Source organism: Aliivibrio salmonicida LFI1238, from assembly GCF_000196495.1.
Lineage (GTDB): Bacteria > Pseudomonadota > Gammaproteobacteria > Enterobacterales > Vibrionaceae > Aliivibrio > Aliivibrio salmonicida.
Genome location: NC_011312.1, coordinates 2125701 through 2138551 on the forward strand (window position 1 = coordinate 2125701; position 12851 = coordinate 2138551).

Annotated in this window: 13 protein-coding genes and 2 tRNA genes; 13 read left to right on the forward strand and 2 right to left on the reverse strand. The window is 36.9% G+C overall.

Translation table 11 applies throughout. From position 1 onward, the window contains the following. Positions 1-287: 287 nt before the first annotated feature. Entirely contained in the window at positions 288-935 is a 648-nt protein-coding gene (torD, locus tag VSAL_RS10445; protein ID WP_012550544.1) for a molecular chaperone TorD, read from the reverse strand. Between the two features lie 231 nt (positions 936-1166). Between torD and torR the strand changes: the two genes are divergently transcribed. The 8 genes from torR to VSAL_RS10485 all read left to right on the forward strand — a co-directional run bounded on the left by torR (position 1167) and on the right by VSAL_RS10485 (position 8211). Continuing rightward, on the forward strand, positions 1167-1865 hold the full coding sequence (torR, locus tag VSAL_RS10450; RefSeq protein ID WP_012550545.1) for a two-component system response regulator TorR: 699 nt from the start codon (positions 1167-1169) through the stop codon (positions 1863-1865). Between the two features lie 195 nt (positions 1866-2060). Further along, the gene (locus VSAL_RS10455; RefSeq protein ID WP_012550546.1) at positions 2061-3473 is read left to right on the forward strand and encodes a hypothetical protein; all 1413 of its coding nucleotides are present in this window, start codon (positions 2061-2063) and stop codon (positions 3471-3473) included. Positions 3474-3594: 121 nt separating this feature from the next. After that, positions 3595-4539 carry a 23S rRNA pseudouridine(2604) synthase RluF gene (gene rluF, locus VSAL_RS10460; protein WP_012550547.1) on the forward strand — a complete coding sequence of 315 codons (945 nt, stop codon included), beginning with the start codon at positions 3595-3597 and terminating at the stop codon, positions 4537-4539. Between the two features lie 127 nt (positions 4540-4666). Beyond that, positions 4667-4740: transfer RNA gene (locus VSAL_RS10465), tRNA-Cys, on the forward strand. A gap of 105 nt (positions 4741-4845) precedes the next feature. Continuing rightward, a tRNA-Leu gene (locus VSAL_RS10470) sits at positions 4846-4932 on the forward strand. Between the two features lie 185 nt (positions 4933-5117). Then, the gene (locus VSAL_RS10475; protein ID WP_012550548.1) at positions 5118-5669 is read left to right on the forward strand and encodes an ECF-type riboflavin transporter substrate-binding protein; all 552 of its coding nucleotides are present in this window, start codon (positions 5118-5120) and stop codon (positions 5667-5669) included. A gap of 3 nt (positions 5670-5672) precedes the next feature. Continuing rightward, entirely contained in the window at positions 5673-7382 is a 1710-nt protein-coding gene (locus VSAL_RS10480; protein WP_012550549.1) for an ABC transporter ATP-binding protein, read from the forward strand. Continuing rightward, entirely contained in the window at positions 7372-8211 is an 840-nt protein-coding gene (locus tag VSAL_RS10485; protein ID WP_012550550.1) for an energy-coupling factor transporter transmembrane component T family protein, read from the forward strand. Before VSAL_RS10480 ends, VSAL_RS10485 begins: the two co-directional genes overlap by 11 nt. Before the next feature lie 74 nt (positions 8212-8285). Here the strand turns inward: VSAL_RS10485 and VSAL_RS10490 are convergent, their stop codons facing one another. Beyond that, the gene (locus tag VSAL_RS10490) at positions 8286-8639 is read right to left on the reverse strand and encodes a VC1380 family protein (RefSeq protein ID WP_012550551.1); all 354 of its coding nucleotides are present in this window, start codon (positions 8637-8639) and stop codon (positions 8286-8288) included. Between the two features lie 124 nt (positions 8640-8763). Here VSAL_RS10490 and VSAL_RS10495 point away from each other — a divergent pair, with 124 nt between their 5' ends. The 5 genes from VSAL_RS10495 (at position 8764) to VSAL_RS10515 (ending at position 12752) form a co-directional block, all read left to right on the forward strand. Next, entirely contained in the window at positions 8764-9312 is a 549-nt protein-coding gene (locus tag VSAL_RS10495; RefSeq protein ID WP_231850834.1) for a MipA/OmpV family protein, read from the forward strand. Between the two features lie 93 nt (positions 9313-9405). Then, positions 9406-10287 (forward strand): IS982-like element ISVsa6 family transposase, encoded by an 882-nt coding sequence (locus VSAL_RS10500; protein WP_012548944.1) that lies wholly within the window; start codon positions 9406-9408, stop codon positions 10285-10287. A gap of 3 nt (positions 10288-10290) precedes the next feature. Next, positions 10291-11112 carry a hypothetical protein gene (locus VSAL_RS10505; RefSeq protein ID WP_049940388.1) on the forward strand — a complete coding sequence of 274 codons (822 nt, stop codon included), beginning with the start codon at positions 10291-10293 and terminating at the stop codon, positions 11110-11112. 84 nt (positions 11113-11196) lie between these two features. Then, the gene (locus tag VSAL_RS10510; RefSeq protein ID WP_012550552.1) at positions 11197-11970 is read left to right on the forward strand and encodes a phospholipase A; all 774 of its coding nucleotides are present in this window, start codon (positions 11197-11199) and stop codon (positions 11968-11970) included. Between the two features lie 137 nt (positions 11971-12107). Further along, positions 12108-12752 (forward strand): formate-dependent nitrite reductase complex NrfG subunit, encoded by a 645-nt coding sequence (locus VSAL_RS10515; protein ID WP_012550553.1) that lies wholly within the window; start codon positions 12108-12110, stop codon positions 12750-12752. The last annotated feature ends 99 nt before the right edge of the window (positions 12753-12851 follow it).

Sequence of the window (12851 nt, forward strand, 5' to 3'; positions counted from 1 at the left end):
CCAACAATAGTGTCAAAGTCTCTCTTTATTTTTTAATAAAGATTGTTGGAAGGTAAATAGGCCCTGTGAGTATATTACCAATAGTAGATTAGAGAATAATCTAAGTGGTATAAATGAAAAAAACCGCGATAAATGCGGTTTTCATTGATATTCAAATTTTATCGTTTGCGGTCACATTTTATCTATAAAGCGTAGCGCAAACAATTGCTGATTTAATAAATTTTAATAGTCGTTTTGACATATATCACACTATTGTTAACTTATCTTACCAGTTGTACATGCTTTTGTTATTCGCCCGCTAGGAATTTTACATCCAATTCTAAGAACGTAACAAGGAAGTGAGTAACGGCAGCATAGAAGCCAAATGTATCTCGTTCAGAACAAAGTTGGTTAAAACGTGGCGCCCAAGATAATAACTGTTCGTTAATAAATTGCAGTTGTGCGGCCATGAATTGCTCGAATTCTGGTTCCGTTGTTTGCTGATTCGTCATGACAATTAGATTGCCTAAGAAATCTAACTCAATAGCAATGTGATCCGCAGGTTCATTGAATTCAGCTTTTTGAGTGATGTTGTATTTTTCTAATAAATCACGCATATCTTGTGCTGGTTTCGCATTAAGAAGGCGTGATTTATCTAAATACATTGAAGCATAAGGAAGCGCACTGTTCTTATCAGAGCCTAAGAACGCTTCACAGAAGTCAGCCGATAGTTCAAGCTGTGCATCTTCGCGTGTTTGTAATTCATTCAATTTTGTTACAATTGAAGAAATAGAGTCGGTTAGCTCTGGAGTTTCAGAAAGGTTCGTTAAAAAGGTACGAATCTCAAAACTGTTATACTGCTCTAATTGCTCTTTAGTTAGCTCGTGTGCAAATAGGCTAGATAACCACCAATAAATTTCAGCACGTTGTTCATTAAATGCATTTAGTTCGTTCATGTAAAATAAGCTCCAAAAAATTGACTAAATAATTGTACGGCATAAGTGTGAAAAGGAATAGCACCTATCATTAACAGGGTGTATAAAGATATTAGCAAAGATTAATACGCGACAAGATTTGTTCTGAATCAAATAATATACAGAAATATCAATTGAGAATTGGCATTATTACAATATATGAATAGAATGTAATAAGAACCATCCTAATAACCATAAAAAAAAGAGAAAATTATGAGCTATCACATTTTAGTTGTTGAAGACGAAGTGGTAACTCGCTCTAAGCTTGTAGGCTATTTTGAAGCCGAGGGATATCAAGTGAGCGAGGCTGAAACGGGCGCAGAAATGCGAACTGTTTTGGCTGAACAAAAAGTTGATTTAATTATGCTTGATATAAACCTACCAGGAGAGGATGGTTTATTATTGGCGCGTGAATTACGCAGCCAGTCTAATATTGGTATTATTTTAGTTACAGGACGAACTGATAGTATTGACCGCATCGTAGGTTTAGAGATGGGTGCGGATGATTACGTAACAAAACCTGTGGAGTTACGTGAGCTTTTAGTCCGAGTTAAAAATCTATTTTGGCGTATGTCATTAGCAAATGAACCCGTAGAATTAGATGAATCAAATTTAATTCGTTTTGGGGAATGGACGTTTGATATTCAACGTCGTGCTTTATCGAACAATGGTGAGCCAGTTAAGTTAACGAAAGCCGAATATGAGCTATTAGTTGCTTTGTCGTCTTATCCGAACACGGTATTATCACGTGAACGTATTTTAAATATGATTAGCCACCGTGTTGATGCGCCAAATGACAGAATGATTGATGTTTTGATCAGGCGAATGCGTGCCAAAATGGAAGTGGATCCAAAAAATCCTCAAATATTTGTTACTGTTCATGGCGAAGGGTACATGTTTGCTGGTGATTGATTTTAGTTTAATCATCGATAAAAAAGATAATGTTAAAGCCGCTCTTATTTGAGCGGCTTTTTTTATACCTATAATGCAGTCGTTATAATTAATCGTGAACTCATTGTAAATACTGATTTAATTGTTGTTATGTAGTAGGATTCGAAAAAAGTGCACACGCACTTTGTCTATTCATATAATAAAAATAGGTTCAGAATGAAACAATATTTTAAGATGGCAATAATTGCTACGGCATTGTCTAGTGTGGTTGGTTGTCAAAGTACGAATAATACGGAGACTTCGGTAGCTGTAGAAAAAAACAGAGCCGTATCATCAGTATCAACATTTGATGTATTACAAAAACAATACACTTTAGACAAAGCAACGTTTGATTCTGTTGAGCAGTTTAGACTCTACTCTGAGCCAACTTACAACATAATGACCGAATCATGGAATGATGCTAAAGAGATTTATTTAGAGGTAGAAAAAGAACCAGGATTAATTAATGAAGAATATTCGATGTTTTCTTCTGGATCTTATGCCACTAAATACAGCGAATATATAACGAAAGCAGATGCAGAGCTTAGTAAGCTTAAAAGGTATAAAGAGCAAGCCGATGTTGTTCTTTCAGACGCGATATCACAAATGGATTACATGACATCTATTGATGTAAATACTTATTATCCTGCTGAGTTTGCATCTCTAAATTCGCAATATAAAACGTTATTTATTACGGTGATTGAAGACGATATTGCAGAGGCTCAAACTGAGCAAGCTTCTTTTTTAACGAATGCAAAAGCGATTGAAATAGATACAACGTTAAAGATTTATGTTTATCCTCTTGAAAAAGAATTTAATCAACTCTCTCAAAAAGGGTTTAAAACCATCGCGGCTATTAGTTACGGCCAAGCGAAAGCCGAATTAGACAAAACTCAGAAAGCAGTTCAAGCGAATAACCGCGATGAAGCGCTAATTAGCAGTGCTGTAAATCGTACTGTTTTTCAATTAGATCATCTTAAAAATATGGCGGCTGCAGTAAAATTACTGCAGGCGGTTAAAAATGGTCAATTTGAACAGCCAGTATTAGAGTTTGAAAATAAATTATTATCAATATCTCAGGCGATTAACGGGAACGATTACCGTGATCAACCATTAAGAACTCAAACAACGTCTATTTTAGATTCGGTGCAGCAAATGCACGAAGCAAATAATACCGTTGTGTTAGAGAAAAAAATACAAGAACTCAATGCACAAATTAAAAGTCAAGCGCTTACCATTGAGAACCAAACTGAAGACCGTTCTGGTGTGCAAAAACAAGTGTTAGTTCTAACGCAGCAATTAGAGCGTAACGATAATTTAATTAAAAATCTGAATGATGTGATTGCATCGTTTAAAGAGAAAGAACAAGCGACTGAAAAAGTGGCCGAAGAGAAGGTGGAGCTTCCTGTTGTTGAGTCTGAAAAAACGGCGATTATTGCCGATGAAGTGAAGGCGAAAAGTACGGAAGAGGTGGCAGTGGTTCCTGTCGTAACAAAGCCAAAAACTCAAGAAGCAGCAGTTAAAGCCGCTGTCGCTGTGAAAGCAGTAAATGAAGAGACAACGAATGAAGGCGTGATTGTTTCTGAATAAGTGGTTAAATAATCATTAGTCATTATAATTAAGCGTTCTAAACTACGGTCTAGAGCGCTTTTTTTATTTATTTTTTAAAGTTTCTGATACACTCCGGCTGTTCATTTTTTTGAGGTACACCATGACATCACCAGAACCTAAACTAACTCGTTTAAACAAATACATTAGTGATACGGGTTATTGCTCACGAAGAGAAGCTGATAAATTGATTGATCAGCAGCGAATTACTATTAATGGCAACGTTCCTGAAATGGGTACAAAAGTAGCTGAAGGTGATGATGTTCTGGTTGATGGAAAACCATTGAAAGCAAAGCAAGAACGTATCTATATTGCATTCAATAAGCCAGTCGGTATTACCTGTACAAGCGAACGTCATGTCGAAGGTAATATTATTGATTATATTAACCACGAACAGCGTATTTTTCCTATTGGTCGATTGGACAAGCCGTCTGATGGTTTGATTTTCTTAACCAGTGATGGAGATATCGTTAATAAGATTCTTCGTGCGGGCAATGCGCATGAAAAAGAATATGTCGTTCGTGTTGATAAACCTATTACTGATGACTTTCTAGCACAAATGGCGGCGGGTGTTCCTATTTTAGATACCGTAACGCTACCTTGTCAGGTTAAACAAGAATCACGTTTTGTTTTCCGAATTACGTTAACGCAAGGTTTAAATCGTCAAATTCGTCGTATGTGTGAATACTTAGATTATGAAGTATTTAAACTTAAACGCGTTCGAATTATGAATATTGACTTAGGCACACTTGCGTCTGGTGAATGGCGTTATTTAACGGCTTCAGAGATGGAACAAATCAATAATATGATTGGTACATCAAGTAAGACAGAAGAAGCGTCACGTAAAGTGAAAGAAGTTGATGGGAAAATTAGGACCATCAAAAAGGCAAGTTCTGGACGTAATCATCATTCGAATAATACATTTAGTCAAAAACGCCGTGAAGAATCGAAAGATCGTGGTTTTGGTAAATCGTACTCTCAACGAAGAGATGAGGGTAAAGATCAAGATAAACCGCAGTCGACTATTAAAGTATGGCGAGCAAAATAAGTTTGCTTTCATCATCTTAGGGTGAATAATGTACGGATTGATGGCAAAGTATTCAAACGAAATAAAAAACACAATTTTTGTTTGACTCTTTTTTTAAATCGGTTACATTAAGCCCCGTAAGAGAGATGGCGCCTTGGCAGAGTGGTTATGCAGCGGATTGCAAATCCGTGTACCTCGGTTCGATTCCGGGAGGCGCCTCCATTTATTAATACAGAATTAAAAGTTATTGCTTAGGCGATAATTACAGATGGTGTCAGCCTCTCTATTTATAGAGAACATGGTTAGAAGCATCGCATTAAATTGCGTGCCCTGGTGGTGGAATTGGTAGACACAAGGGATTTAAAATCCCTCGGCGTTCGCGCTGTGCCGGTTCAAGTCCGGCCCGGGGCACCATCTTTTAAGAAGGCTTATCAGAAATGATAAGCCTTTTTTCTTGCCTGTAATTCCACATTGATTTTATTCAATATATCCGTGGTTTAGTATTACAGCCGTCTAGATGTAAATATTTCCAAACCGCTTGAGTTACTGTATAATTCGCGCCTCATTATTAATCTCATTTTTGCTTCAAGGCGAACATTATGAACCTTTCTGCTAAAACTGTCGTCGTTATCGCTATCGGTGCTGCTCTTTATGGCATCGGTGGTCTACCTATGTTTGGTATTCCTGTATTTGCTAATACAACCTTAAAACCAGCAATGGCTGTTCTAGCGTTGTTCTCTGTATTGTATGGGCCAATTGTAGGGTTCTTAGTTGGTTTTATTGGCCACTGGGTTACGGACTTATTTGCAGGGTGGGGAGTGTGGCTAACATGGATATTAGGCTCTGGCATTGTTGGTATGATTATTGGCTTATTTCCTATCTTGACTAAGAGACGAATTGAAGTAGGTTTATTTGATAAAAAAGACTTCTTTATTTTTGTTGTTCTGGCCTTTGTTGGTAACGTGATTGGTTATGGGACGTCTGCATTTTTAGACACCGTTCTTTATGCAGAACCATTTACAAAAGTATTCGCTCAACTTTGTATTATTGCTGCAGGTAATACCGTGCTTATTGCTGTTGTTGGTTACTTTATTTTGACAAATTTAGCCAAACGTAAGAAACAAAGTACTCATTTAACAGAGGCTCAATAATTAATGAGCGTAACCTTTTCTAATTTCTCTTTTCGATATGCGTCACAGGATAAACCGACGCTTAAAAATATCAATCTAAGGATAGAACAAGGCGAAAAGATTGTGATTATCGGGCCAAGTGGCAGCGGTAAATCAACATTAGGTCAATGTTTAAATGGCTTAATCCCTCACACAATTAAAGGTGAGGTAGAAGGACAACTGTTCATTAATGAATGCGATGTTGCTGATTGGAAAATCGAACAATACACTGAGAATGTGGGTACTGTTTTACAAGATACAGACAGTCAATTTGTTGGATTAACGGTTGGGGAAGATATTGCCTTTGCACTTGAGAATCAAATGATCTCAAAAGCTGAAATGTACCCAGTTGTTCGCGATGTTGCCAAAATGGTAGATTTGACCGCACTACTTAAAAAGTCACCTTATGATTTGAGTGGTGGTCAAAAGCAACGTGTGTCATTGGGTGGTATTCTGGTCGATAATGTCGATATTCTATTATTTGATGAACCTTTGGCAAGCCTAGATCCTAAAACAGGTAAGGCAACGATTGAGATCATTGATGAGCTTCATAAAAATCGTGGCAAAACGGTTATTATTATTGAGCACCGCTTAGAGGATGTTTTACATCGTTCTATCGATCGAGTGATCTTAATGGATCAAGGCGAGATTGTTGCAGATACAACCCCTGATAAACTGCTGCAAACATCACTGCTTGTTGAGCATGGTATCCGTGAACCACTTTATATCTCTGCATTAAAATCCAGTGGGTTTGATATATCTCAAGAGCCGCACATCAGTCAGCTTTCATCATTAGATAGTCAAAAAATAGCGTTAAGTATGAACCAATGGTTTGTAAATACCGACAGTGATGCTCTTGTTGAAAGTAAAACAGAAGCATTACTTTGTATTGATAACTTAACTTATTCTTATGATGGCGACGTTAACGCATTAGATAATATTTCTTTTAATGTAAACAAAGGCGAATTTGTTTCAATTTTAGGTAAAAATGGTTCAGGTAAGTCAACCATTACAAAATTGATCATGGGTGTTTTACAACCGGATCTGGGTTCGATCAGTTTGAATGGACAAGATTTAAGTCAATTATCCATTTCTGAACGCTCCCAAAAAGTGGGCGTTGTTTTACAAAACCCAAATCATATGATCTCGCATCACATGATTTTTGATGAAATCGCATTTGGCTTAGTTAATAGCGGCCTCTCTGAGGCAGAGATTGAGAGTAAAGTAACAAAAGCATTAGATTTGTGTGGATTACGTCGTTTCCGTCATTGGCCTATTGATGCATTGAGTTACGGGCAGAAAAAACGAGTGACCATCGCGTCAATTCTTGTTCTTGAACCTGAATTATTGATCCTTGATGAACCAACGGCAGGTCAAGATTATCGAAATTATACATCAATGCTTCACTTCATTAACGAGCTGAACCAAACGTTGGGTTTAACAGTGATTATCATTTCTCATGATATGCATTTAGTGCTTGAGCATACCACTCGTGCCATTGTGATTGCAGATAGCCATTGTGTTGCGGATGACCGCGTTATTTCTATATTTAGCCAACCAGAATTATTAGATAAAGCCAATTTGACGGTGACCAGTTTGTATGAGCTGGTTAATAAAGCAGGCATAAAGAATATAACGGGCTTTATGAATCAGTTTATTAGCACTGAGCGTGAGAGCGATAAGAATGTCCACTAAAAAACAAAGTTTCGGTATTAATTTCGTGGATTTAGATACATGGCTGCACCGTTTAAACGGGGTGACTAAATTCTTATTGTTTATTGCTTGGATTACGGTGGTATTAACTACGTTTGATCTCCGTATTATTATCCCACTGATTTTGTTTGGTTTATGGTTATTAAAAGAAACAAAGGTGCCTTTAACTACGTATAAACCGTTACTAATAGGAACGGCATCTGTACTTAGTATGAATGCTATTTTTATGTTTCTATTGGCTCCAAATCAGGGTAATGAATTATTGGGTTCTACAACCGTATTATTTCCTATTTTTGGGAGCTATGTGGTAACACAAGAAACGTTATTTTATCTTATTACGGTGACACTGAAATATTTTAGTATGTTCCCAATTGCGTTGGTATTTGTATTTACAACGCATCCAACGGAGTTTGCTGCAAGTTTAAATCGACTTGGATTACCGTATAAAATTGCTTATGCCGTGAGTTTAACATTGCGTTATTTACCTGAAGTAAAAAGTGATTTTGTTAATATAATGCACGCCCAGCAAGCTCGTGGTGTCGATCTATCTAAAAATGTTCCGGTGTTTACTCGCATTAGTAATATCGCAAAAATATTAGGGCCATTGATTTTCTCAAGTTTAGATCGTGCGGATGAAATATCAAACGCAATGGTGTTACGCGGATTTGGTCGAGGAAAAAGTCGAACGTGGTTTAGTGAAAAAGCGATGACGAACATCGATGTATGGGTCATTAGCGGTTTACTATTCATTGTCGTGATGGCGATTACTAAAAGAGTGATGGAAACGTCGTTATTCTGGTATCCATTCTAGTCACTATGTAGCGTAGATAATAAAAAAGTAGGCTCAGTACCTACTTTTTTATTATTGAATTTGGCCGATGATAATTATTTTATTTCTTGGCTAAAGGCTTCAATGACATCAGAGCTGATATTTTCGTGGCTGAAAAAAAGCATCGTAGCTAGTTTTTCTACCATCTCTTCGGGTTCTAATTCACTGAAAATTACTTTATTGATTATATTTTTAATAAGTAATTCTTCATGCTCAAAAAAACCTCTGGCATCAATTTCGCTCGGAATATCATTTGGCATACGGTCAAACTTTAAAAAAGCCATGTTGTGATTTACATTAGATTCAAGTAATTGTTCTGGAAACCATTCTTCGCCAGTCACAACTTCTAAGTCATCACTTGTTGTTTCTTGGATTGTTTGTAAAACTTGTATAAGTTCTGATATTTTCACATTTTTTCTCAAGACTTTGATTACTATAAACGTTATCGACACTATACTGAAAATCTACAGTTGATTGAAATAATATTATATCAATTGGTTATCTTATCCCCCCCTAATTTAGAGATTATCGCTTTTGTTCAAACGCATTTTCACCTTACCATTCATTGGTTTATTATTTCTTCAAATAATGAATATACCTAGTGTATATGCTTCGGGCCATCAAAATACAGAGAATACAGATATTATATCAGAAAAAGAAAAACAGTGGGGTATTGCCGCGGTAATCCGAACAGCCAGTATTCCTTATGCTACCGATATTGAGACGGTATCCACTTTTATTCCAATGATGTTTTTTGAGAATGATTATGTCTTTATTAATGGTATGGAAGGTGGAATTTATTTATATCAGTACCGTGATTGGCAACTAAGTGCGTTGATGCGCTTACGTTATTTTGATTTGCCTAAAGAACTGCAGAATCAAGTGGGTGGGGATGTTGTAGATACTGGTATTCAAGCTCGTTATCATTTTAATGATGAATGGTATATTGATTCTGGCGTAATGGTTGACCCTGAGTTCCGATCGTACTTAACATTTAAAATAGGTGCAGAGGTTGAATCTGGTGATTGGTGGTTTAATCCTACGATTGAAACTCGATGGAAAGGTGCTGATTTTAATAGTTAACCTGAATTCTGGATAAGGCTGAACTAATTGCCCACCTAACGATCAGATCTTTCGACCAAGAATTATTTGAACGTATTTTAAAAGGTGGGCAAGATGAATAAATTAGTTGATATATTTTGTGATGTCGATGATTTTTGTTATCAATTCTTATCTCAATGGGAAAAATACCTTGTTGAGGCTAGTGAGAGAAAAAGAAAACGTCAGTCAGTAATGTCTACTAGTGAATGTATGACTATTGTCATCGCTTTTCATCAATCAAATCATAGAGATTTCAAGAACTTCTATATCGGGTTAGTTCATCAATATTGGAAAGGATACTTTCCAAATTTACTTAGCTACACTCGATTTGTGAGCAAAATGCCTAGCCTAATCGCCCCAATGTGTGCCTATTTTCAATCTATCAAAGGTAAGCCGACTGGCATTGCTTTTGTTGACTCCACGAGTCTTAAAGTATGCCATAACATTCGAATTCCTCGCCATAAAGTCTTTGATGGTGTTGCGAAAAGAGGAAAAGGTACCATGGGATGGTTTTTCGGCTTCAAACTTCATTTATTGATTAACCATCTTGGAGAAATTATTTCGCTGAAAATCACAGCTGGCAATGTAAATGATAGGACTCCTGTACCTGATTTATGCAAAGAACTCTCGGGGAAATTGTACGCTGATAAAGGGTACATAGGTAAAAAGTTGAGTGAGAGCTTAAAGAACTCTGATGTCGATTTAGTGACTACCTCGCGAAAAAACATGAAAGCAAAAGAGATAAGTGCTTTTGATAAGGCTATGTTATCAAAGAGATACATTATCGAAACGATAAATGACCAATTGAAGAATATCTCTCAAATTGAACATAGCCGTCATCGTAGCGTGACTGGTTTCATGCTAAATGTAATTTCAGGCGTTGTGGCTTATTGTTTAAAAAAACAAAAGCCACGAATTAAGCTATCAGAATGTGAATTTGAACTAATCCTCGCTTAAAGCATGTTTTATCCAGAATTCAGGTTACATAAGCTGCCAGAGCTTGTTTATGTGCGTAGAAAGAAACGCAGAGAAGCCTTTGGTAATGGATATCAAGAAGTGGTTCTTGGTCGCGAGAGTGTCTTTTCTCAAACGGAAGAAGCTGCGATCGTCTTCGATCAATTTTCACTTCCAGGCCGAGGAAGTAAACAAGTGATGACGATTGCAACGGTGCTTACTCCGATTGATATGGCATTACTTATTGACGCTGGACTGGCAGAAATTCAGATGGGTGAACTTGTTTCTCATGGTGATATTTTACAAGTAGAGCGCCATCATTATTATGCCAATCGTTTAATACATACCGATTATTGCGAACCTGAAAATGAAGCGAGTATTCCGGCTATCGTCGGTCAAGTGAAAAAAGGGCAATTATTTCCAGGATTTAGACATGATATTGAGACAAAACTTGCCGCTTGGACACTGTATTGCCAATTAAATGGCAACAAAAAAGCAAATGAATTGACGTTTGAATCTTGGTTTACTGCACAATTAGGCGAGCTCGGCATTACTTCCTTGGATGAAATGGAATTATTTGATGAGAGTGATTTTATCTTTAACGGGATACCTGAATGGGAGTGGGATGAGTTTATGACGAAGTACCCGCAACAGGTGCTGCTGCCTGAACTCGCTTTAACGGTAGAATATGTTCCTTTTAGTAAGCGATTAGTCCTTCATTACAAAACGGGAGGACGAAAAGGGGAGTTAAAGCGGTGGGAATTACCTAGTTGGACGGGGTGGAAAATTCAATATAAGAAAGCGAGCCGAGTCATTGATATTAAATAATTAATAATGGAACGCTTGTGTCATTATAGGTATGATTTTTGCTTTACTAGTGATTAAAGGCAAGTTACTGACAAAAGGTTAATTATGAAAAAATGGATGCTATTAATTGCATGGGCTCTACCCTTTATGACATCTGCAAAAGCGCTTAATCGTATATCTGGTTATGAAGACAGCTATTTATTAGGAAGTTACACCGATAGTATCAACAAAGATGAATACATTTCAGGAGGCTTTGAAGACGCTGATGGCCTTCAAAATGTGGAAGTGAAATTTCAGTTTTCTTTAGCGGTGCCGATCGTTCAAATTAATAACAGCACTTCATTCATGTTCTCTTATACGCAAAAGTCGCTATGGCAACTAGGGAATAGCGAGATTTCATCGCCTTTTAGAGAAACGAACTATAAGCCTCAGTTTTTTGTTATGCATCAATCAAACATGCTGATTTTTAATAGTGCAGAATTTGGTTATATGCATGAATCAAATGGTCAAACATCGAGTTTATCACGCAGTTGGGATCGTATTTATACTGGATTAGAGCGTCTTGATGGCCCAGTGCAATACGGTGTTCGTGCATGGTATGTGTTCAGCGACGAAGAAAACAATGAAGACATTAATGATTTTATGGCTCCTTATGATGTGTGGCTAAAAGTCGGTAATGATATTGGTGAATTTTCTACACGATTCCATTACAACTTTGCTACCGATAAAGGTGGCGTAGAGGCGGCGTATACACTTTATGTAAACCAGTTTGTCGGTCTCTATGTACAAGGTTGGACGGGGTATGGTGAGACGCTGATTGATTATAATTATGATCACAGTCGCATTGGTATTGGTATGAGATTACTTCCACCAAATTAATTGACCGTTTAATCACACGATAAAAAAGCTTCAGCAGGTCTGAGGCTTTTTTTGTGATTAAGGTAATGATGGTGATCATTGCTATCACTCTTCATTTACTTTACGATCGTCTCGTTTTTAGTTTTGAGTACAAAAATATGATAATTATGATGTTGTGTAGTTTTGTTCTTATCGCCGCCGTATTGTGGTGGTTTTTTAGCCGTGGTAATGCGACGTCTTTAAATCCGGCATGGATGATTTTTGTGGTTGTAGTGAGTATGATAGTTGTTTTTTCATCAGGCTTAAAACCAGAAAAGTACGCGGTTGATAATACCTTAATTACTGAACCTCTAGGTCCATTGTCGTATAGCGACAAAATGAGACATTTAGAAGACCAGCTTAAAGAATCACCAAATAATGCGGACTTATGGTTTGAAATCGGGCAAGGTTATTTACTTAATGGTGAATTGAAACCAGCCAATATTTGTTTTGATTATGCGATTCGATTAACTGAGGAGCCAACTGCAAACCAATACGCAGCAAAGGCAACGACTCAATATTATTTACATTCTCAATTACTTGATGAAGAAATTGAAACATTACTCGATAAAGCGTTAGCGTTAGATGAATACAATCAAGCGGCTTTAACGTTAATTGCTTCTGATCATTTTGTAACTTTCCGTTATCAAAAAGCAATCAATGCATGGCAAAAGATTTTAGATTCTGAACGTGTTGATGTAGACAGAGTGACAATTATTAATTCGATTAACCAAGCTAAGCAATTAATGCAAGCACGTCGTTAATCGTCGTATTTAACAAGAAAAGAGACAAATAAAAAGCCGACATTCTTATGAATTGTCGGCTTTTTTGTTATTGCATAAAGCGTGAGTTATTTCGCCTTA